19 protein-coding genes and 1 riboswitch are annotated in these 22471 nt (G+C 65.7%); of the genes, 2 read left to right on the top strand and 17 right to left on the bottom strand.

The features are described 5' to 3' along the window. Positions 1–292 precede the first annotated feature (292 nt). The 9 genes from ABD974_RS05485 to ABD974_RS05445 all read right to left on the bottom strand — a co-directional run bounded on the left by ABD974_RS05485 (position 293) and on the right by ABD974_RS05445 (position 11767). Positions 293–643, bottom strand: a complete 351-nt coding sequence (locus tag ABD974_RS05485; RefSeq protein ID WP_345302287.1) for a Rieske (2Fe-2S) protein — start codon at positions 641–643, stop codon at positions 293–295. A gap of 303 nt (positions 644–946) precedes the next feature. Beyond that, complete coding sequence (locus tag ABD974_RS05480; RefSeq protein WP_345302286.1) at positions 947–1777, bottom strand: hypothetical protein; 831 nt, start codon at positions 1775–1777, stop codon at positions 947–949. 783 nt (positions 1778–2560) lie between these two features. Further along, on the bottom strand, positions 2561–3907 hold the full coding sequence (locus ABD974_RS05475) for a sensor domain-containing phosphodiesterase (protein ID WP_345302285.1): 1347 nt from the start codon (positions 3905–3907) through the stop codon (positions 2561–2563). Between the two features lie 251 nt (positions 3908–4158). Continuing rightward, positions 4159–6210, bottom strand: coding sequence for a carboxypeptidase-like regulatory domain-containing protein (locus tag ABD974_RS05470; protein WP_345302284.1), 2052 nt, complete (start codon positions 6208–6210; stop codon positions 4159–4161). 14 nt (positions 6211–6224) lie between these two features. After that, the gene (locus tag ABD974_RS05465; protein ID WP_345302283.1) at positions 6225–7040 is read right to left on the bottom strand and encodes a hypothetical protein; all 816 of its coding nucleotides are present in this window, start codon (positions 7038–7040) and stop codon (positions 6225–6227) included. After that, positions 7037–7525 carry an immunoglobulin domain-containing protein gene (locus ABD974_RS05460; protein WP_345302282.1) on the bottom strand — a complete coding sequence of 163 codons (489 nt, stop codon included), beginning with the start codon at positions 7523–7525 and terminating at the stop codon, positions 7037–7039. The genes ABD974_RS05465 and ABD974_RS05460 overlap by 4 nt, the downstream gene beginning before the upstream one ends. Further along, positions 7522–8124: a hypothetical protein gene (locus ABD974_RS05455; protein WP_345302281.1), complete on the bottom strand. Its 603-nt coding sequence runs from the start codon at positions 8122–8124 to the stop codon at positions 7522–7524. The genes ABD974_RS05460 and ABD974_RS05455 overlap by 4 nt, the downstream gene beginning before the upstream one ends. 212 nt (positions 8125–8336) lie before the next feature. Continuing rightward, complete coding sequence (locus ABD974_RS05450; RefSeq protein ID WP_345302280.1) at positions 8337–8933, bottom strand: hypothetical protein; 597 nt, start codon at positions 8931–8933, stop codon at positions 8337–8339. 320 nt (positions 8934–9253) lie between these two features. Further along, positions 9254–11767: a S9 family peptidase gene (locus ABD974_RS05445; protein WP_345302279.1), complete on the bottom strand. Its 2514-nt coding sequence runs from the start codon at positions 11765–11767 to the stop codon at positions 9254–9256. A 154-nt stretch (positions 11768–11921) separates the two neighbouring features. Continuing rightward, a riboswitch (S-adenosyl-L-homocysteine riboswitch) is annotated at positions 11922–12009 on the top strand. A gap of 39 nt (positions 12010–12048) precedes the next feature. On the opposite strand from ABD974_RS05445, the gene ahcY reads away from it, so the two are divergent. Further along, complete coding sequence (gene ahcY / locus ABD974_RS05440) at positions 12049–13476, top strand: adenosylhomocysteinase (RefSeq protein WP_345302278.1); 1428 nt, start codon at positions 12049–12051, stop codon at positions 13474–13476. A gap of 792 nt (positions 13477–14268) precedes the next feature. Here ahcY and ABD974_RS05435 read toward each other — a convergent pair. Next, positions 14269–14826, bottom strand: a complete 558-nt coding sequence (locus ABD974_RS05435; protein WP_345302277.1) for a DUF3228 family protein — start codon at positions 14824–14826, stop codon at positions 14269–14271. A 129-nt stretch (positions 14827–14955) separates the two neighbouring features. On the opposite strand from ABD974_RS05435, the gene metF reads away from it, so the two are divergent. Continuing rightward, positions 14956–15777 carry a methylenetetrahydrofolate reductase [NAD(P)H] gene (gene metF / locus ABD974_RS05430; protein ID WP_345302276.1) on the top strand — a complete coding sequence of 274 codons (822 nt, stop codon included), beginning with the start codon at positions 14956–14958 and terminating at the stop codon, positions 15775–15777. A gap of 191 nt (positions 15778–15968) precedes the next feature. Here metF and ABD974_RS05425 read toward each other — a convergent pair whose 3' ends face one another. The 7 genes from ABD974_RS05425 to ABD974_RS05395 form a co-directional block, all read right to left on the bottom strand. Further along, positions 15969–16880, bottom strand: a complete 912-nt coding sequence (locus ABD974_RS05425) for a hypothetical protein (RefSeq protein WP_345302275.1) — start codon at positions 16878–16880, stop codon at positions 15969–15971. A gap of 62 nt (positions 16881–16942) precedes the next feature. Beyond that, on the bottom strand, positions 16943–18553 hold the full coding sequence (locus tag ABD974_RS05420; RefSeq protein WP_345302274.1) for a 2Fe-2S iron-sulfur cluster-binding protein: 1611 nt from the start codon (positions 18551–18553) through the stop codon (positions 16943–16945). A gap of 38 nt (positions 18554–18591) precedes the next feature. Continuing rightward, complete coding sequence (locus ABD974_RS05415) at positions 18592–19005, bottom strand: roadblock/LC7 domain-containing protein (RefSeq protein ID WP_345302273.1); 414 nt, start codon at positions 19003–19005, stop codon at positions 18592–18594. A 73-nt stretch (positions 19006–19078) separates the two neighbouring features. Further along, positions 19079–19453, bottom strand: a complete 375-nt coding sequence (locus ABD974_RS05410; protein ID WP_345302272.1) for a hypothetical protein — start codon at positions 19451–19453, stop codon at positions 19079–19081. A gap of 83 nt (positions 19454–19536) precedes the next feature. Then, a complete protein-coding gene (locus tag ABD974_RS05405; protein ID WP_345302271.1) occupies positions 19537–20910 on the bottom strand; it encodes a phosphatase domain-containing putative toxin in 1374 nt (457 codons plus the stop codon). Between the two features lie 38 nt (positions 20911–20948). Continuing rightward, positions 20949–21416: a GTP-binding protein gene (locus ABD974_RS05400; protein WP_345302270.1), complete on the bottom strand. Its 468-nt coding sequence runs from the start codon at positions 21414–21416 to the stop codon at positions 20949–20951. A gap of 80 nt (positions 21417–21496) precedes the next feature. Beyond that, positions 21497–22180, bottom strand: coding sequence for a hypothetical protein (locus ABD974_RS05395; protein WP_345302269.1), 684 nt, complete (start codon positions 22178–22180; stop codon positions 21497–21499). Positions 22181–22471: the final 291 nt, after the last annotated feature.

Below are 22471 nucleotides of genomic sequence, written 5' to 3'. Positions count from 1 at the left end.
GGCCGATGCGCTCGCCGTCGAACGGACGACGCGCAGGTCCCGGCCATGCCGATGCGCGCGATGACGGCCGTGGATTCATCGTCGTCATCGTCGGAAGATCGCTTCGACGACGCTTTCGCGACACGCCTGCGATCGTGCATCGGCGTCATCATCGGACCATCGCAGGCCTCCGTCGCACAATGATCGACATTGGCTGCAGGTCCTGCTGGAAGTCATGCATGACCTGCCTGCGCGCGCCGCCACGGACGCGTGCGGCGACACGCATCGTCGCGGCGGGATCAGTCCATCTGCATCAGTCGATCTTCACCCGCACCTGATTGCCTTTCACGCTGGTCTTGTAGGTTTTCAGCGCCTTCTGGGCGCGCACGGCATTGAGCAACTGGATGCCCGGCGGGAAATTCGCCCAGTCGATCACCTCGCCGGTCCGGATGTCGAACCGCGCGCGATGCAAGGGACACTGCACCTTGCACCCGTCCACGATCTTGCCCTTCGCCAGCGGCCCGAACAGATGCGTGCACGACGCCTGCGTCGCGAAGAACCCGTCGTCCAGGTGATAGACCACCAGCGTCTCGCCCGCCACCGTGAAGGCCTTCATCTTGCCGACCGGCAACTCGTCCACCTCGCACACCACATGCTGTGTCATGACGCATCTCTCCCGACCGATTGAGGTCGGAGTATAGGCCTCGAACCGGCATCGCGACCGCGTCACGCATCGAACGAAACCCATGCGATTCGTAGCCCGGGTCGAGCGCAGCGATACCCGGGGCTTTTCGCGCATGGCATCCGTCGCGTTGATCTGATGCCTGCGAGCGGAAATCGATCTTGAGCTTACAATCTTGTCGCCCTGGCAAGGCCGCACCCGGGGACCGGCTGTCTGTTGTCCCGGGTGCGCTTCGCTTGCCCGGGCTACTTGCTATCGAAGAAGGGCAAACGGTCAGAGCGGTCGTCAGTCAAGGCGATAGTCCACCGGCCATTTGCGATAGCCGGTAAGGTCTTCGAAACGCTGATCTTCGAACCCGATCACGTCAATCACTTCAGAGGGGTTTAAGTCGCGCGGGATCTTCCAATCAAATGACGGCGACGGCTCAGGGTATGCGATCAGCGGAAGTATAGCGTTTGACAGCAACTGTGCCGCGCGGCATCCGTACAAATCGTCGACAGGCAGAGGAACGGCACATTTGACGATCGCTGGCAGGCCTATGCTCCTGAGCACACCCGCGACAGCCGCGTCGTCTTCGAAGCCCGCATACAACGCTTCGCCACCCCAGGAGCGAAAGAGGCGGTAGATCGCCGAGGCGTAGCGCAAGCTCGACCGATTTGGGCACAGCCACACATAGCCGGTTCGGTGGCCATGGCAATTGGCCAAGTGCGCCTGGACCATGGGGCTGTTTCGGAAAAACTGCTGCTGCGCAGGGGTCATGAGCCCAGCCTGCACAGCAGCTTCCAATCTCACATGCATCAGGCTAGGTGACAACGCACGCAATCCGTGGGTGCAGATTTCAAGCGCTTCCGAGGGTGTCAGGCGCGTGCAGTGATAGCCTATCAGTCGATGGCCGTGGAGCAACTCCTCGGTGCGCTCGACCAAGTCGTCGTACGCCGGCCGGTATGCATTTATGGGCGGGTTAACGCGCACCCGAACGTCATTCCAACTGAGGCGATCGATGCGTTGACGTTCATGATGGTAAGCCAGCAGCACGTCGCGGCCATCTTCGACCACACGACGTACACCCTCTGGCCACGACTCCGGCAATTCCAGTTCGAAGTCTTTACAATCCAACGCCTAATGCCCTCATCGAAAAGCACATCGCCAGATTATCTCCGGAATCATCTTCGAAGGCACGCGGTTCGACCCCGCTGCCCTCTCTGCCCTTAAATCAGCCAGTATTTAGGTATCCGCGGACTTCGGTGCCGGCTTCTGCGCCACTTAAACGGTGGACGAAGGCCAGTTAACACGCATGATGTCGCGACTGCATAGATCACGAATAAAGATGTGATCTTTCACCTATCGAAGCCAAAAAATGGCTTGCCCTAATTTCTACCAGCATGAAAACGATTCAGGCCCATCTCTGCAATGTCCATCCCGACTCGCATCCGGCCACTCATTCGATTTTACTGACATCACCCCCTGTCGCGGTTTCCACCGTTACCACAGGGTTTTGCGGCGATCTCTGCCTGCTCGTGTAATGCAACCTCGCGCAACGGCTCGGAGCCTGTCGCGCCTTCCGGCGCTCCTACAAAAGTCATTGCTGCATTCGTGATTTCAACCCGTGGGATTGAACTACGGCAGCGAATTGCGCTATGAGCCGCTGACGGACGATGGGTTTTCGACAGCGCAGTTGATCGTTACCTGCGGTCGTTACGGCCTGCAATGGTTGAGCGTTCGCAGCTTCGTCCGTCGCGACTTGCGTCGCTCCTACAGGGGGCTTGCGGCAGGGACTGCCTGCCGGTGAATGCGGCCCCGCAACAGCGCGGGGCCTGTCGCGCCTTCCGGCGCTCCTACAGGAAAACCGCTGCAGTCGCAGTTCCGGCGCGACTGCGAGCTGATGCTGTACGGGCGATGTCAGCGTGCGACGCCTTCACCGCCAAGCACCGCGTCCAGCGGGCCTGGACGGCCGAGGTAATAGCCCTGGCCGTATTCGATGCCGAGGCCGATGAGCGTGGCGAGTTCGTTCTCGTTTTCGACGCCTTCCACGACGATGGTCGCATTGGTGCCGCTGGCGAAGGTCTGGATCGCCGCGACCATGGTCTGGCGCCGGGCGTCGATGTCGATGCCGCGCGTCAGCGAGATGTCGAGCTTGATGATGTCGGGCGCCAGTTGCAGGATGTGGCGCAGCGACGCGAAGCCGGCGCCGGTGTCGTCGATGGCCACCAGCACGCCGCGCGACTGCATTCCGCGCAGGCTGGTGCGCAAGCGGTCGTAATCGGGCACGGTGGTGTGCTCGGTGATTTCCACGATCACGCGCGCCATGTCGTGCGCGGACAACAGCGCTTCGAAGGCACCGGTGACGATCGTCTCCGGCGAGACGTTGATCGACAGCCGGTACGGTTGCGGTACGTCGGCAAGGCGGCCGAGCGCGAGGCGCGCCGCTTCCAGTTCCAGCATCAGGCCGAGGCCGACTTCCGCGGCCTGCGCGAACCAGACATCGGGCGACGGCGTGCCTTCCGGGAAGCGCGACAGTGCTTCGAGCGCGAACATCTTGCCGTCGCTCAGCGAGACCATCGGCTGGAACACGATGTTCAGTTGGCGGCCGCGGATCAGGGATTCGATGCCGCCGACGAGATCGTCGCGGTGGCGTTCGATCCTGCGATCGATTTCGATCCGCCCGCGATAGTCGCTGAGCAGGTCCGAATATTCGATCGCGTGCCCGAGCACGGCGCCGACCAGCGTCGCCATCATGCCCATGACCTGGATGTCGGACTCGCGGTAGGCGCCGGGATACGGCGACAACACTTTCAGCACCGCGAACGGCCTGCCCTCGTACAACAGCGGCGTGACCAGCATCGAGCGCAGGCCCACGCGCCTGCAGGCGACGCGGTTCACGCGCGGATCCTCTTCGGAATCGTCGCAGCGCAGCACCTGATTGCGGGCGAGGCACAGGCCGGACAGGCTGCCGGCCGAGGGCATCCGCAGACCGGTCTGGGCATGCGCGGTGCCGCTCGCCGCCCAATACACGAATTCTTCGCCATCGAGGATCTCGACGACGGCGCCGGTGGAACGGGTGAGTTCCTGCGCGCGGCGGATGACCGCGTCGACGACCTTGTTCGGGTCGTGCGCGAGCAGGACGATTTCGTTCTGCGCCGCGATGATGCGCGCATACAGACCGGCGCTGTTGCCCGCAGGCAACGCGACGACCGTCCCGCTGCGCGAGGTCGGCATCTCGCCTTCGCGCGGAGATTCCTTGGCCATGTTCTGCCCACCCTGTCCGCTACGACCGCGCCGGCTTCGGCATCCGTGTTCGAGTGATACGCCTTGCCTGTGTCGACGTCAAGGCATCACCGGGCCGGCGTGTCCGGAGTGCGTCATCGCAGAGATATCCGCATGAAACAAGCCAAAAACGTCGTGCGCATCGGTCGAAATGAATATGTGATCGATGGGATTCCGCGTCGTCATCGATGGCACCGATGACATGTCGGTCTCGATGTGGTCTCAGTGCGATCTCAGCGCGGCCGTTGCGCGGGAATATCGATCTCGGCGCGATCGCGCACTTCGACCCGCACGCTGCGGCGGGCCTGCGCGGGATCGAGCGACCACGGCAGCGGCAGGTTGTCGGCGAGGACTTCCAGGGTGTGCGTGCCGACCGCGACGCGATCGAAGGCGAAGCGGCCCTGGTCGTCGGTGCGAAGCGTGTAGCGGCCGTCGAGCACGAGGGTGATGCCGGCGACGGGACGTTCGGCGGCGTTGCGCACGCCGTCGTCGTTGTCGTCGAGGAACACGCTGCCGGCGACGCGGCCGGTGGCGGCATCGGGCGCGCCGCCCAGCACCTGCGCGGCGCGGCCGGCGGCGTGGTCGTAGCGCAGACTGAGCTGAAGACTGCGGTCGTGCGGCAGGGTTTCGAACACCGGCTGGTTGGTCAGCGGATCGAGCGCGAACGGCGAACGCCGCGAACCACGGTTCTCGGTGAGATTGCCGAGCAGCGACCAGCGCGGCGCGATCCGCCAGCGCCAGCCGAGGCTCAGATCGAGACCGTGCGCGCCGGCATCGCCGTCGCTGCGGGTCCAGCGCGCGGTGCCGTCGATGGTGAGATCGGTGCCGATATCGAACCCGCCGTAGGCCGCGAGCGTGGTGGTGCGCGCGGGACGGAATCCGCCGTTGGCGAGCTCGCCGACGCCGGCCGACAGCGACAGCCGCCAGCCTTCGCGCAGGCGCAGCGCGTGATCGGCCAGCACCTGCCAACTGTCGCCGCCCGCGGCGTCCTGCGCCGTATCGAACTGCAGCCGGGTGTCGCCGGCGTGTGTGCGCAGATCGACGAAGGCCTGCAGCGCCTCGGCATCGGCGTCGCCGCGGCCGCGGCGCGCGGAGAGGTTGCCGCCGTAACTCAGGCGCGGGCTGGACTGATACCGCGCATGGGCGCTGCCGTACCAGCCGTCGAAACCGTCGCCGGTGATCGAGCCGATGCGATCGACGCCCGCGTTCCAGGTCCAGCGTGCGCGCTGGTAATCGACGCGGTAATAGCCGCCGCGGGCATCGTTGGCGATGGGCCACGCGCCCCAGGCCAGATCGGGCTGGAGATTGAACAGGCCGTAGCGATGGACGTACGCGCCGCGCGCGCTGCGGCCGTCGAGCCATGCGCCCGTGGCGCCGTCGATGTCGCCATCGCCGTCGCTGGCCTGCAGATTCAGGGTGATCTGATCGCGTGCGCCCTGCCAGCGCTGACCGATCAACAGCGCGCGCGTGGCGGCATTCTGGAACGCGGGCAGGCCCTGGCTGTCGGGCACGATGCGGCCGTCGGTGGCGAGCAGCGTGGCCGCACCGGTCCATTGCGGATTCCAGCGCCATTCGGCGCCGACGGTGCCGACCGCGCCATCGCCGGATTCGAAACCGCTGAGCCGAGCGCCGCTGTAGACGCCGCCGCGACCGACGGCACCGCGCAGCGAAAGACCGCGCGCGCGCTGGCGCCATTCGCTGGACACGCCGAGCATCGGCACGCTGGGCAAGAGGAAGCGGTACTGGTCGCGCAGCAGCGCGGGCATCGGCGTGTTGAGCACGCCCAGACCGTTGTCGACGCGCCAGCCGCCGGGCAGATCGAGGCCGCGCTGCCACAGCGTCGCGGTGCCGCGCCAGCGGGCGCCGTCGTCGCGCCCGTAGGTTGCGCGGTCGCGGTCGACGCGGAACGCCAGCGCGTCCAGCGACAGCGTGCCGAGATCCGCGGTGTCCCAATAGCCGCCGAACGCGGCGCCGAATTCGAGCGTGTCCTCGCCGCCGAAACGGCTGCGGTGGGCGATGGCTTCGACATGCAGCGCGCGGCGCGGGCCGTCGGCGCTGTCGTCGTCCTTATCGTCCGGCAGCGGTTCCAGCGACTCCGGCGCGATGATGCGATCGCGATAGACCTCCGCACCCGAAGTCGGCGGCGGCGGATCGAACGCGGCGAACGGGTCGTACGCGTCCTCGGCGTCCGCGGGCGATGCCGCATTCACGTGCATCGAGGCGACGCACGCCGCCAGCGCCAGCGTCAGCGCGCGCCGGGCGAAGCGTGGGGAACGTCGAACCATGGGACGGCGCGGACTCATCGCTCCAGCGCGGTGTCGATGTCCAACCGCTGCCGCTCGGCGTCGAGTCGGCCGCGGATGCGCACGGGATAGTCGATCGTCGGGGCCGTCGCGGTGCGATCGTCGGCCTGCGGATACAGCGCGATCGTGCGGGTGGCGCCGGGCAGGATCGGGCTGTTCTCGGGCACCAGCACGATGCGTTTGCCGGCGGCGTCGATCGCACCGAGATAGCCTTCGAGACGGGCATGCATGTCGCCGTCGTTGCGCACGCGCAGCGCCGGCACGCGCTGCCCCTGGACCTCGACGCCGACGGTCTCCAGCAGCGTCAGTGCAGGCGTCGCGTCGCCGATGGCGAGATAGACGATCACGCCGATGCGGCCGCTGACCGGCAGCGGCACGTTGCCGCGCGCGATCTGCGGCTCGCCTTCGATCATGATCGCGAAGCGGCATTCGCCGCGGTGCGCGTCGGCCGGCACCTTCACTTCGAAGCGGAAGCGGCGCTTGCCGCTGCCTTCGACCTGGATCGCGGCGGCTTCGATGCCGACCCACGGCCGGCAGCTGCCGGGCGCGAGCGCCTGCGTGAAGACGGGCGCGCCATGCGCGTCCAGCGTCCAGTCGGCGGTTTCGACGGTGTAGCGGCCGGGCTTCGTCGATGCGTTGGCGATCTCGATGACGTTGCGGTAGGTCGCGCCGGGCCTGGCGCGATCCTCGAACCGCGGCGGCGAGACCACCGCGGAGAATTCCTGCGCCTGCGCGACGGTCGCCGCGGCGAGTGCGGTCAGCGCGAACAGAACAGCGGCAGTGGCGTGGCGCATGCGCGAAGGCGTGTTCATCGTGCGGGCTCCAGTTCGATCTCGAATCCGAAGGCCAGCGACTGCGGCCGCAGCACGCGGTCGCCATCGGCCTGGAGCGTGAGGCGGAAGGTGTCGACCAGACGGTCGCTGTCGATCGGGCCGGTGTAGACCAACGCGCGTTCGCCGTCGCGCAGCACGCCGGACGACAGCGGACCGTCCGCGGTCCAGCGCACCGTCACCGGCCCGGTCGGACTGGGCGGCAGCGTGTGGTAGATGCGGCCGCGACGGCCGCGCCAGGGCGAGACGTCGAGCACCACGCGCACCGCGACCTGACCGGTGATCGTGGACGGCTGGCCCGGACGCGGCACCAGCGACTCCCAGCGCATCTTCACTTCGCCCGGCGACAACACCTGGCTGGCGCTGTCGTCGATGCGGAAGGTCTGCGCGACCGCGGACGCGCACGACAGCAGGCCGGCGCAGAACAGCGCGATCGCGATCGCGCGACGGCTGCGGGCGACGTTCATGGCGTGGCCAGCGTGTAGGTCACGCGGGCGTTGTAGGTGCCTGCGGCCACGATGGCATCGTTGCCATAGGAAAAGGTGTGGCAGCTTTCGGCCCAGGTATTGCGCAGCAGCGTGGCCAGCGTCTGGGTGCCGCCGGCGAACGCACCGGCCGGGAAAGGTTGTGCGCCGGCATCGCCGTTGCCGCTGCTGGTCCAGGTGATCTGGGTGATCGGAATCGTGTCGCCGCCGGCGCTGGTGAGCGCGGTGGGCGCGGTCGCGCGCAGGGTCGCGCTCTGATTGGGATTGGTCGGCAGGCGGAAAAACGCGCCGATGTAAACCTGTCCGGCGTTGCAGAACGCGAAGCCGTCCCAGTCGCTCGTGGTTCGCCCGGTGCCGGTCATCGCCTGATCGACGGTGTTGCCGACGACGTTCGCCGGCACGGTGACGCTGACGAGATTCACCGTGGTGTTGGCCGCCGGCGTGCCGCCCGCGTTGTAGTTGCCGCCGGTGATGCTGCCGTCGCCGACGCGCAGGTAAGCGGCCTTGGGGCCGGTGCCGATGGTGACGGTATAGGCGGACGCCTGTGCGGCCGCGAACAGCGACAGCAGCAGGATCGTCATTGATATCGCGATCGATGTCGGCCGCGCCATTCGGCGATGCGCCGTGAACGATGACGCGAACGATGAATGGATGGCCATGCGCAACCTCTCGGGATTGGAGCCGACATGATTCGGCTCCCGCATTCTGCCCGGGGCGGACGCGTGCGTGCGACAGCGCCCCGAAGTCCAGACCGCCGCACGGCAGGTGCCGGCGGCGGTATCGTCAAATCACTTTACGGCAACGCGGCGGTGTAGGTGACGCGGCCGTTGTTCACGTTGACGCCGCCGTAGCTGCCGGCGCCGACGAAGTTGGTGTTGCTGTACGCGAACGACCAGTTGGCGGTGCGATTGACCACGCGCGTACCGACGTTCGGCGTGACCGTGATCGCGGCGCTGGTGCCGCCGTCGATGAGGGTCGGCACGTTCAGGTTCGGATCGGAACTGGTCGAGAGGATTTCGGCGAACGAGATGTTCTCGCCGGCGCCGTTGTTCAGCTGGCCGAGCGTGGTGGCGGTGAGCGACACGTTGCCGTTGTTGCTCTGCAGCAGCACCGGAACCGCGCCGCCGTTGGTGCGGGCGATGTCGGTGCCGTCGCCGACGTTGGCCGCCGGAACCGCGAATTCGACCAGATCGACGGTGGCGCCGGCGCTGCCGACCTGGAAGCGGATGAACTTCGGAATCACCACGCGGAAGTCCAGACGCGCATTGGCGTTCAACGCACCCGCGCCGGTCTGGAAGTCGGATTCGGCGGCAGCCGGCAATGCGGCGGCCAGGCCGAGGGCGAGCGTACCGACGGAGACGAGAATGCGGGCCTTGATAGAGTCCTTCATATGTTCGATTTCCCCTGGTTGATGTTGTCGATGGAGTACTGCGACGACAGGTCAAGCAGGAAACATGCCATTTCAGAACATGAAACCCGGGGAAAACCGAGATTTTTTGTGAGAACCCCATCGCGGATCGCAACGTTTTTTCGGGAGCTTGCGCTGGACCGTCGCGAGAGTGGACGCGCAGCGTCAATGCCCGCCCGAACGACACCAACTGTGCCGTTGAAAGAATCGATCGCCGATCGATAATCGATAGCTGTCGACGATGATCGTTGTCATCGTCGTCGCACGCGCGTGCGACGACGATGCGATCGAACGCAGGGCGATCAGCGCGCCGGCGCCGCCGCCGGGGCCGCGGGCCTGGCGTTCTTCACGAACTCGTCGAGCCATGCGTCGGTTTCCGCCAGCATGTGCAGGATCGATTCGCGGGCGCGGTAACCGTGGCTCTCCTTCGGCAGCATCACCAGACGCGAGGTGCCGCCAAGACCCTTGACCGCGGCGAACATGCGCTCGCTCTGGATCGGGAAGGTGCCCGAGTTGTTGTCTTCCTCGCCATGGATCATCAGCAGCGCGTCCTTGATCTTGTCGGCGTAGTTGAACGGCGACATGGTCTGGTAGGTCTCGGGCGCGGCCCAGAAGTTGCGCTCCTCGGCCTGGAATCCGAACGGCGTGAGCGTGCGGTTGTAGGCGCCGCTGCGGGCGATGCCGGCCTTGAACAGACGCGTGTGCGCGAGCAGGTTGGCGGTCATGAACGCACCGTAGGAATGGCCGCCGATGGCGATGCGGTCGCGGTCGGCCACGCCGCGGCGGACCACTTCATCGATCGCGGCCTCGGCGCTGCTGATGAGCTGCGGCAGATAGGTGTCGTTCGGTTCCTTGTCGCCTTCGCCGATGATCGGCATCGACGGATCGTCCAGCACCGCATAGCCGCGGGCGAGGAACGGATGCGGGCCCCAATAGCTGATGGCGTTGAAACGGTACGGGGAGTCGGTGACCTGCGACGCGGCGCTGGCGGATTTGAACTCGGCCGGATAGGCCCACATCAGCAGCGGCAGCGGCTTGTCGCGGCCCGGCTCGAAGCCCGGCGGCAGATACAGCGTCGCGGTGAGTTCCACACCGTCCTTGCGCTTGTAGCGGATCTGCTCCTTCTTCACGTCCTTCAGCTGCGGCGTCGGGTGTTCGAACGCCGTCAGCGCGACCGGCGCGCCCTTGCCGGCGAGATCGAGACGGTAGAAGTTGACCGGCTCGGTCGGCGATTCGCGGGTGATCAGGACCTTCGACGCATCGCGATCGAGCACCGCGGCCACCGTCGCATAGGTCGGCGCCTCGGAGCGGAACAGGCGCTGCTTGCTGAGGTCGTCGAGATTCCAGCGGTCGAGGAACGGACGGTCGCCTTCGGACGACGCGCCGTCGCCGACCAGGTACACGCTCTTGCCGTCGGCGCTGAACATCAGTCGCGAAAAACCGTTCGCGTCGCGCTCGGTGACCGGATTGCCCGGATCGTTGTAGCGGTCTTCGCTGGAGCCGTCGAACACCAGCTTCGGCGCATTGGCCGGTGCATCGGGCGCGACCTTCCAGGTCTTCACCTTGCGCGTCTTCCACCAGTATTCGCTGAGCAGCGCGACATCGCCGCGACCCCACTCGGCACCGGCGTAGCGGGTCGCGAGTTTCGCCAGCACCACCGGCGACTGGTCGAACGGCGCCGCCTGCATGAACACGTGATCGCGGAATTCGACCTGCTTCGACGGATCGCCGCCGTCCTGCGCCTCGGCCCAGACCAGCGTGGCGGGGGCGTCGCTGCGCCAGCCGATCGAACGCACGCCGGTGGTGGTGGCGTCGTTGCCGCTGGGCAACCCTTCGAACAGCGGCAGCTTCGCGACCTCATGCAGCACCTTGCCGTCGAGATCGCGCACTTCGATGCGGCGCGGGAAGAAGTTCATCGGCACCACGTACGAGAACGGGCGCTCGATGCGCTGCGACAGCAGGTGCCTACCGTCGGGCGACGGCGCCAGGCCGACGTAGAGATCCGGCTTGCCGACGTTGCGGACCTTGCCGTCCACGCCGACCAGCGCGGGCTGCACGCGCAGATAGTGTTCGAACGTGCGCTCGTCGCCGGGGCTGCGCAGCATGTCCGGATAAGTGCGCAGCTGGCGCACGGTGCCGCCGCCGCGGACTTCCTGGGTGTTCGGCCCGCTGGGCACGATGTCGGCCTGCGGCGCGCCGCCCTGGCCCACGCGCAGGTTCACCAGCAGATGTTTGCTGTCGGGCATCCAGCGCAGGCCGCCGCTCACCGTGTTCAAGGGCTGATCCAGCAGTCTGCGCGCCTTGCGCGCGCCCACGTCCACCAGCCACAGCGCATTGCCGCCGGTGTAGGGATCCTGCTGGTTCAGCGCGAGGTATTTCTGGTCCGGCGACCACGACACCGCCGCCAGCGACAGCGGCTGCGGCAGGCCGTCGATGCGCATCTCCTTGCCGGTGGCCACGTCCATCAGCCACAGATCGGTGGCGAAGGAGAAGCGGCTGGGGGAATAGCTGCGCGGATTGAGGCGCAGGCCGGCGAGCTTCAACTCGGGCTGCGCGACCAGCGCGATCGACGGCAGCGGCGGCACCTGCTGCAACGCGATCAGATCGCGGCGCGGACTGAGCATGACCTGCGGCGCACGCGGCGCATCGACGATGGCTTTCAGCTCGGGCACGGGCTCGCGATAACCGCCGGCCGGCTGGGCCTGCGCCGGCGCGGCGGCCGGTTGCTGCGCGAACACGACGGGCGGCGTCGCCAGCGCGAGGGCCAGCAGCGCCGGCAACAGCAGCGGACGGAGAACGGGACGGCGGAGAGGCATGACGACGGTGCTCCTGCGAGGACAACCCCCATCTTCACCCCCGCCCCGCCGGCCGCCATGCGCCACAGGTCATGGGCCGGGTGGCGCGCCTGCCCGGCGCGGGCCGGCCGCATTCATCGTTCCATCGCGAGAAAGCGATATACTGCGCGCCCTCCCCGCCGAGGGGCGCTGCAAGTCCGGCGAAGGTCCGGAATCAGGCTCGGCAGGGGTTGCATCTTCACCTGCAACGGCGCTCGTTCACTGCCCCCATCGCGCGGGGCACTCAACGGAAGATCATCGCCATGAACGCACAAGTCAAAACCCACCCCGATTACAAAGTCTCCGACATGCAGCTCGGCGAAGCCGAGTGGGGCCGCAAGGAAATCGACATCGCCGAGCAGGAAATGCCGGGCCTGATGTCGATCCGCAAGAAGCACGCCGCCGCCAAGCCGCTGAAGGGCGTGCGCGTGACCGGTTCGCTGCACATGACCATCCAGACCGCGGTCCTGATCGAAACCCTCAAGGACATCGGCGCCGACGTGCGCTGGGCCTCGTGCAACATCTTCTCGACCCAGAACCACGCCGCGCAGGCGATCGCCGCCACCGGCACCCCGGTGTTCGCGTGGAAGGGCGAGACGCTGGAAGAGTATTGGGACTGCACCCTCGACGCCGTGACCTTCCCGGGCGGCAAGGGCCCGGAACTGGTCGTCGACGACGGCGGCGACGTGACCTTGCTGATCCACAAGGGCTACGAGCTGGAACAGGGCTCGAACTGGGTCAACGAGCCGGCCTCCTCGCACGAGGAAGGCGTCATCAAGAACCTGCTCAAGCGCGTCGCCAGGGAGCGTCCCGGCTTCTGGACCAACGTGGTCAAGGACTGGAAGGGCGTCTCCGAGGAAACCACCACCGGCGTGCACCGCCTGTACCAGATCGCGGAAGCGGGCAAGCTGCTGGTCCCGGCGATCAACGTCAACGACTCGGTCACCAAGTCCAAGTTCGACAATCTCTACGGCTGCCGCGAATCGCTGGCCGACGGCCTGAAGCGCGCGATGGACGTGATGCTGGCCGGCAAGGTCGCCGTGGTCTGCGGTTACGGCGATGTCGGCAAGGGTTCGGCGCACTCGCTGCGTGCCTACGGCGCCCGCGTCGTGGTCACCGAGATCGATCCGATCAACGCCCTGCAGGCGTCGATGGAAGGCTTCGAGGTCAACACCGTCGAATCCACCCTCGGCCGCGGCGACATCTACGTCACCACCACCGGCAACAAGGACGTGCTGACGCTCGAGCACATGGCGGCGATGAAGGATCAGGCCATCGTCTGCAACATCGGCCACTTCGACAACGAGATCCAGGTCGACAGGCTCAACGCGTCCGATGCCGTGCGCCTGAACATCAAGCCGCAGGTCGACAAGTACACGTTCAAGTCGGGCAACAGCATCTACCTGCTGGCCGAAGGCCGCCTGGTGAACCTGGGCTGCGCCACCGGCCACCCGAGCTTCGTGATGTCGAACTCCTTCGCCAACCAGACGCTCGCGCAGATCGACCTCTGGACCAACAAGGACAAGTACGAGGCCAAGGTCTACATCCTGCCGAAGAAGCTGGACGAGGAAGTCGCCCGCCTGCATCTGGAAAAGATCGGCGTGGTGCTGACCGAGCTGACCACCGAGCAGGCCGAGTATCTCGGCGTCTCGAAGGACGGCCCGTACAAGCCGGAGCATTACCGCTACTGATCGTCGCGGCGATGCGGGAACACGAAAACGGGCGCCTCGGCGCCCGTTTTTGCTTTTCGTAGCCCGGGTGCGCAACGCGCACCCGGGATGACGAGATGCATTCCTGTCCGAAGATTCATGGAAACAGTACTTACGAGCTGGAAAAGTTGGCGCCCAATTCGGCGCTCCCTTCAAAAGTTTTTTTATGACTGGAGCCATATTGTTAGCAACACCTCGCGACCAAACATCTAGCGAAGATGGAATTCCTCCTAGAAAATCAGGATCTGCGATGCTGCGAAGCTCGGAAAAAATAAAGTTTGAAGCGACCAACGCTGGACCATAATCAGGATATTTCGTCACGGAGGCATTGAGATCGTGATGCGCCACCATCTGATTCCGGAAGTCAACAATGGTTTTTTGATATGCCTCCCACCCGCTCTGTGTAAATCCAATTTCATTTAGCATTCTTTTGCGCACATCGTCATGCCGATTTTTCGGGACCACATTTTTCCAATGTGTGTCTTCGCAGAAGGAGCCAAAAACCTTGCACCATTCAACAGCGGCCGTGTCGAAAAGCAAATTTAAGGTCATTACCCAGAATGTTTGCTTTGGCTCGGTTGCAATTTCTCTAATTTTTCGAGACACAAGAACCGACTGAGAAAATTTCATCAGTCCATACAATGACGCTGCCACCTGATCTTGCGATTGCATTCGCCACCTCCGTTCGAATCAATCTGTAGCAGAGCCATGGACCCAGCGGCTTAAACAATCGACCACCAGGCTGAGTCGATGACCCAGCCTATGCATTACACCTCACCCCCGCCACCCCGCATGCCGTTCCCAGAACGCCACGCTGCGCAGATACGCGTCGCGATCGATCGGCACGCCGGAGCCGCCCTCCTCCACGCCCAGCGCATTGCGCAGGATCGTGATCGGCGCGAGCGGAGTTTCCTCGGGCGTCATCGTGTACAGGCAACCGACCACGCCCCAGTCCGCGTCGATGGGCGTGCCTTCCTTCGCCATCTGCTCGCGGCTGTAGAGGATCGGGATCAGATACTGCGCGACCGGCGGTTCGACGCCTTCGAACCAGCGCACCAGCACCGGCAGTTCCGCCTTCGTGCGCGCTTCGTAGCCCGAGCGCAGTTTGTGGCGGTTGTCGTCGTCGATCGCGATGGCCATGCAGCGCGTCGAAGTCCAGTTGCGATGCACGTGCAGTTTGCAGAACGGCGCGTAGCCGTCGAGTACGGCCAGCGGCGGCGTCGCATTGAGATGCCGCTCGAAGGCTTCGGGCGTGCAGTCCTGGATGGTGTTGCCGCGCGGTTCGGCGGGAAACAGGCGCGGGCGGGCGAATTCGGTGAGGACGATGGACATCGGGTGGGATCGGATCGGAACCGGCGCACAGGGTACCGTCCCGGCGGCGGACGGGAGCGCAGCGGCCAACCTATACGCATCCATCGCGATAAAGAGATATCATGCCCCGGACGCCCTGGGACGCCGGCCATGACCCACCTTTCCTTCGAGTTCTATCCGCCCAAGACCGACGAGCAACGGACGCTGCTCGATCGGACCGCCGCCAGACTGAAAGCCCATGCGCCGGATTACGTCTCCTGCACGTTCGGCGCCGGCGGCTCCACGCTGAGCTACACCTCCGAGACCGTGCGCCATCTCAAGCAGACGCATGGGCTGGACGCCGCGCCGCACATCTCCTGCATGGGCGGCAGCCGCGAGGAGATCCGCGAACTGCTGTTGCTGTATCGCGCGCTGGGCTGCAAACGCCTGGTTGCGCTGCGCGGCGATCTGCCGTCGGGCATGGCGCGCATGGGCGACCTGCGCTACGCCTCCGATCTCATCGCCTTCATCCGCGCCGAGCACGGCGACCACTTCCACATCGAAGTCGGCGCCTATCCCGAGACGCATCCGCAGGCCGACGACGCTTTCGCAGACCTGCGCAATTTCAGGACCAAGGTCGAGGCCGGGGCCAACGCCGCGATCACCCAGTATTTCTACAATCCGGACGCGTATTTCCGCTTCGTCGACGATGTACGCCGGCTCGGGGTGCAGATTCCGATCGTGCCGGGCATCATGCCGATCTCGAATTTCAGCCAGCTGAAGCGCTTCTCGGACGCCTGCGGCGCCGAGATCCCGCGCTGGATCGGCAAGCGCATGCAGGCTCTGGGCGACGATGCCGACGGCATCCGCGAATTCGCCGCGGACGTGGTCGCCGACATGTGCCGCAAACTGGTCGCCGGCGGCGCGCCGTCGCTGCACTTCTACACGCTGAATCTGGCGAAGCCGACGCAGGCGGTGCTGTCGCGGTTGTGAGACACAGGAGCCAAGAGCCCGCGAGCTTTTCGTAGGAGGGCCTTCAGGCCCGAGTTTTTTGAGGTTACGCACCGAAAAGTTCGGGCCTGAAGGCCCTCCTACAGGGCGATGCATGGCGCGTCCGCGCATCCGGCCCGGCGCAGCGCGCCGGGCGTTCGCTGAGGCCGCACGGCAGTGCCGTGCAAGCGGCCTCAGCTCACCCAACCCGCGACGACGAAGAGGGCGACGATCGCGAGCCACAGCAGCAGAATGCGCCAGACCAGACTCATCGCATCGCGCAGTTCCGGCAGTTCCCCGAGTTGCACCCAGGCGTTGCCGGGCGTCGCGCCCTCTTCGATGAATTCCTGCGTTTCCTCGGCGATTTCGCAGCGCACGCTGGCGCGGGCCGCAGCGCCGAGATAACCCTGATCCAGGCGCAGCGAGAACCCGCCGTTCTCGCGCCAGACACCCAGCACCGTGTCGAAATTGCCGACGAGCGCGAGCGAGAGCGTCATCGCCTGCGCCACCGGCCAGTTCATCGCACCGAACAGGCGGCGCGCGCCGTCGCGGGTGCCTTCGGGCAACTTGTCGGCGTATTCGCCTTCCGCCGCCAACGCCGACAGTCGGTAGAACACCGCACCGAACGCGCCCAGCGCGAGAAACCACAGCAGCACGCCGAACCAGCGACGCAGCGCGCTCGCGAACACGCCCTCGACCATCGCCGCGGATTCGCCGAGCGCATCCGACGAGGTCGGTCCCAGTCGATCGGCGGCGATACGGCGCGCGTCGGCATCCCCCGCGGCGACGACTTCGGACACGTCGGCATCGAGATCGCGCGGGCCCCAGGCCCAGAACAACGCCACGACCGCGAAGACCAGACCCAACGCACCGGCCAGCGGCGTGTGCAGCACGTACTGCAGCAGGCCGACCACCAGAAGCGGCGGCAGCAACGCGAGCACAAGGCCGTAACGGCCGCGCCAGAATCGCGAACCCGCGTTGGCGCGGGTATTCAACCACTGCAGCCAGAGATCGAAGCCGTCGTGACGGCGCACTGCCGCGGCGAAACCCGGCGCGAGGTGGCCCAGCGCCAGGGCGAAGATCACGGCGATGAGGGTCGCGGACATGACTGGAGTTTAGCAGCCCCTCCCACGGCATGCCCTGCCAGCACGCATCAGGGCCTGTCGGTTCAGGCGCTGCAGGTGACGTCCCGAGAAACGTCGTCGGCGCATGCCGAACAATAGGTCGAGCCCAGTCGGAGGTGGTAGCGCACAGTCTCGCCGCGATGGATTTCCCCGGCGCATCCGTCGCAAACCGAACCAACGTCGATCACCATCGTGCCGAAGCCTTCGAGCGGCAAGGCCACGCCGTCCATCATCCTCGGCCACGGCTCGGATTTGACGATCTCGGAGCGATAACGCTCCTGCATCGCACGCCAGCGCGCGATCATCGGCTCGGGCACGCCATGCCTGCTCACCACTGCGAAGAACATGTCTTCGCGGTAGTCGAACAGGCGGTTGGAAATCGTCATCCAGTGATGCGCGTTGCGCGGTCGATCGCCGAAATACACTTTCTTTCCCGATATCGTCTGATGCAGGAAGGAATACACCTTCTCGACGGCGCGCTGCCGGGTACTGCCGTGGAAAAACGGCGACAGCAACGGGTCGGCGAAGACCTCTGCATAGAACTCCTCCAGGATCGGCATCAGGCGCGCGCCTTCGTCCAGCGCGGCCCACAACGCCGGATCGGGTGGCGGCGACGCCATCTCCTGCGCCGGCGGCGAGGCGCGCTCGGGCAGGTGCGTGGCGATCGTCGTAGTGTCCTGACGATCGATCGGCGCGTTGAACGGATCGACGACGAGATCGGCGCCGGAAACCCCACTGGCGAGAAACAGCGCGGAGGCAGCCGCCACCATCGCCGGAGGACCGGCGACATGCACGCGCCAACCGGCGAGATCGGAGTGCCGGCTCGCGGCGACCTCGTGCGCGCGCCCCGCAAGGACGCGGTCGCGGTCGACTTCGAGCGAGGAAAGACAGGGGTGATAGTGCAGCAGCCCTGGATGCGCGGCGGACAGCGCACGCAACTCGCCGTGCAGATACAGCCCATCGGCATGACGACTACCGTGATACAGATGGATCGGACCGCAATGACCGCGTTCCAGCGCGTCGCGCACGACACCCAGCACGGGGGCCAGACCGGTGCCCGAGGCGACGAACAGCAACGGCTGCGCAGGATCGGCGGCATAGACGAAATGACCATGCGGGCCGCGGATATCGAGTTCGTCGCCGACGGCGAGTTCATCGCACAACCAAGGACTCACCGCCCCGCCCGGAATGCGCCTGACGTGCAATTCCAGCCACGCGCCGTGATCCGGATGACTGGCGATGGAAAAACTGCGCACGCGATCCGCATCGCGGCAAACTTCGAGCGATTGCCCGGGCCGGCTCTCGAAATTCGTGAACGGTTCGATCGCGATGCGGCAGACGTCGGCCGACAACCATTCGCGCGATTGCAGCACCGCGCGGACGCTGAGATCCTCGGCGCGCGGGCGCTCGAAGCGCAGATCGCCTTCGGGAATGCACACGCAGGGCAGGAAGTAGCGTTTCTCCGCCAGCTCCGGACGGATGCCGCGCTGCGCGCGTTCCGGCACCGCGCCGTCGACGCTGCGGCACAGGCAGTTGTGGCACGCACCGCCGCGACACGAAAAATGCAGGTCGACGCCCTGCCTCAGGCAGGCATCGAGCACGGTTTCGCCTGGGCGCGATTCGATACGACGGCCCTGGTATTCGAGTACAGGCATGGACGGCGCTCCGGCGTCGACGATGGAGGTACGACGGCTCAGACGCCGGCTGCACTGCCCGGTGAAGGCAGGCTGGCAGCGGTCTTGCGCGTCTGGTTGAAGATCATGCCGAGGTTGGCCCTGGGGCTGGCGGCGACCGCCAGCACCTGATCGTCCGGCGCACGCACCAGCAGCATCGCGCCCTGATCGCCCTGCACCAGCACCATCTGCAATTCTCCGCGCTGTGCCTCTTTCGATGCGCGTTCGGAAAGCGCAAGCAGGGCCGCGCACATCGCGGCGTAGCGGTCGCCATCGGTGCCGGGCCCGAGCACAGAAGCGACGATGAGACCGTCGCTGGAGATCACCGCCGAAGCCTCGATGTCGGGCTGGGCGACGTGCAGGCCGCGCAGCACGCTGCGCAGCCGACTGGCGTGGGCGGCGCCGATGTGCGGGGGAGTGTTCGGAACGGTCATGAAGACATGCAGCCTCTTGACGTGAAGGGATTCGCGGCACGGCGACGCGACCGACGCCGTGCCGCGATGCGGATCAGACCAGCGTTTCGAGCTCGGGCATCGCGGCGCGCACCTTGGTGAGCGCCATGCCTAGATTGGTGGAGCGACGACAGACAAAACAGACCACGTAATCCTGATGGACCTTGCCGCGCACGAACACGTGCACCAGGTTGTCGCTGTTGACGATGATTTCCTGGAAATAGTGATGATCGTCGGCCTTGAGGCCGCGCGCCTTCTTGAAGATCTGTTCGATCATGGTCACGTTGGTACCCTGGAATAGATCGGATGTCGCCGCCGCCAGCAGGTCCATGACCTCGGACGGATGCGAATCGACGGTTTTCACGCCCAGCAGCATGCCGGACGCCAGATCGATGAAGCCGGCGGCGATGCATTCCGGAACGCTGGTCATGGCTTTCTGAAGACCTTGATCGAGTGACATTGTGGAACTCTCCTGTGGTTGTGGTTTCGATTGGAAGGGATGGGGGAATGGACTCAGCCGGGCGACTGCCCGGTCTCGTTCGCGCGCGGGCGAATGCCCGCACGGAGATGTCTCGCGGCTTCACGCTCGCGTATGCAGACGGCACGAAACTGTTCGAGCGCTTCGATCTGCATTTCGGACTGCACCCAGCGCGGTTCGATCCGACGTACAGCCTCCAGCGCCTCCAGGCCATTGCGACCGGACCAGATCAGATGCATCGCCAGGACCGTGCCGGTACGGCCGAGTCCCGCGCGACAGTGCACGGCCACCGGTTCGCCGGCAGCGATCAGGCGATCGATCAGGATGCAGATCGCTGCTGCCTGCGTCATCGAAGGCGGCGTCATATCGATCACCGGAAACCAGTGGCTGACGATTCCGAAACGGGCAGGCCCTTCGGCTTCCATTTCGTGCTCGGTGAGATTGATCAGGTGGCGGATGCCGACGCGTTTGAGCGCGGCGAGGTCGTACTCGCGGTCGTAGAAAACGCCCGGCAGCGGCGTTCCCGCCAGTTCGCCTGGGCGCAACCACAGAAATCCGCGCGGCCCGCAGGCGCCACTCATCGCGGTACGCGCGGCGGCCGGCAACGGCGGCGGCGGCGGCACGCTCTCGTCGAGATCTTCGGGCGCGGCATCGGGCGCCGGCAGCAGGCAGGTGCCGCTGCGCACGAACTCGCGACCGGCCTGCGTCCCCGGCATTGCGAAGAAATCAGCGGTCGGCGCGCATTCCTGCACCCGCCCACCGGCCAACAGCGCCAGTCGTCCGCCAAGTTGGCGCGCATGTCCCTGGTGATGGGTGGAGACGATCAGGGCGCGCAGTTGCGCTTCGCGACGCAGATGCGCGATCAGCCGTACGGCCGCTTCGTCGCCGACATTCGCCGTCGGTTCGTCCAGGCACAACAGGCGCGGGTCAGAAGCGACCGCACGGACGATCGCGATATGGCGCTGCAGCGCGAGATCGAGCGTCACCACAGGTTCGTCGAGCCGCGACGACAGCTCGCCGAGATCGTTTTCCCACAGCCAGCGATCAATCAGTTCGCGCTGCTGCGCGCGCGTAAGCCGATCCCGCCCCGGCAGATTGCAGGCCAGATTCTCGAACACACTGGACATCATCAGCCGCGCGCTCTGCCCAACCAGTGCGGGCGGTTCGACGCCGGTGCCGAGCGCGTGCCCGAGGTAATCCGCGCGCCCCCACGTACGAAGCGACGGATTCGCCGCCGCCTGTCCACTGAGCGTGCGCAGCAGCGTCGATTTTCCGGTGCCGCACGGGCCCATCAGCACGAAGATTCCGGTAGCGGGCACGCTCAGGTCGATTTCGGCGAGTATCACCTTCTGCGCATAGGCGACGCCGAAACCGTCCAGTTCGAGCACGTTGTCAGGCATCGCGCCCATCGCAAGCGGCTCCACGCGCAGAACTCTCGATACGGACGTCACCGGAAGCGCCTCACGGCGGGATCGAGCAGGCTGAGCAACGCGAGCAGCAGTTGGCGGACGTCTTCGCGTTCGCGCGCATCGACCTCGAATACCGGCACGTTGAGACCTTTCTCGATCAGTCGTTCGCGGATCGGCTTCACCGTGGCGTCCGGCCGCAGATCCATGCGACTGACGCCCACTACCATCGCGCCGCCGGTGCGGTCGACGAAACCGCCGAACGCCTTCATGTAGTGCTCAAGATCGGCGACCGGATCCGGCCGCGCCTGATCGAGCATCAGCACCAGACCGATGCCGCCGACGGTTAGGATGTCCCACATGAAGTCGAAGCGATCCTGTCCCGGTGCACCGTAGAGATGCACCTTGCCGCCGTCGGCCAGGTGCAGCACACCGTAGTCCATCGCGACCGTGGTCCTGGCCTTGCGCAGCGCGACATCGTCGGTCGCGGCGCCCTCGGTGCCAACCACGGGGATGTCGCTGATTGCACCGATGGCCGTGGTTTTTCCGGCGCCCACCGGGCCGGCGAAAATGATCTTCCGCTCCATCCTCAGCGCCCCGTCATCTTGTTCCACAGCTGTTTGAGCATCGATCCCAGCGACGTTTCCGAGGGCGGCAGCGCATCGGCGGCCGGCTCCTCGTCGTCGTTCGCGGAAGAGATGCCGTGCGTGCGGGTCACCATCTCGATCGCGCCAGCGGCATGCGCGGCGCTGAAGAAGCGGAAGGCCTGCACCTCGTTGACGCCGAGCAGCTTGCCGGCGAGATGGATGCTGCTCGGCCGGCGCGCCAGCAGCGCGCAGAGGCGATACATGTCGGGCGTGCGCGGCAACCGCGAGAGATTCGGCCAATGCGCGAGCTTGATCACGGCATGGCGATTGGCATCTGCGGGCAGACGACCTGCGGACGCGTGGTAGCCGGCGATCCACAGCAGTTCGGACAGATCGCGCCAAGGCTCACTGGAGGGCGCTCGCACGCTCTGATGGGTGACGCGCAACCGGCCGATCGGTGCGGTACAGAAGTCCTCCCAATCACTCAGTTGCGCCGAAAACCTGCTCTCGGCGGCATCGATCGTGACTTCGCCAACGCCGTCGAGCACCGCACGGACGACGCCTCGACCGGCGTGTGCGGCCTGCAACGCCACGCCGAGGAATGTCTCGTCGACGAAAAAGGCACCGTCTTCGGCAAGCTGGCGCGCATGCGGCGTGCGCGGCGGGTTCTCGATGTCATGGCTCATGCGAACCTCTCCTTTCTTTCGCCCGGCACCGATCGGGTGCCGGACGCGTTACCCCGGATTGCATCGCCCCTCCATGGCGAAAACACGTTGAAAATCATAATCGATCGCATCGCTCCTCGAATAATCCATCACGCGGCGTCCGCTTCGGATACGACGCGAGCGACAGATGGCATCGATGCCGTCGCAAGCGTCATGCCAGGACGGAAATCACCTCCTGCCGCGGACTTCAATGAGAATCACTCGCATCGAATGGTGCGTTTGTCGCATGCTTCATTGCATTTTCGAGCGGCG

The sequence above is a fragment of the Lysobacter hankyongensis genome, from assembly GCF_039543145.1.
In the GTDB taxonomy this organism is placed as follows: Bacteria; Pseudomonadota; Gammaproteobacteria; order Xanthomonadales; family Xanthomonadaceae; genus Lysobacter_I; species Lysobacter_I hankyongensis.
This window is presented reverse-complemented; position numbering and strand designations above follow the sequence as displayed.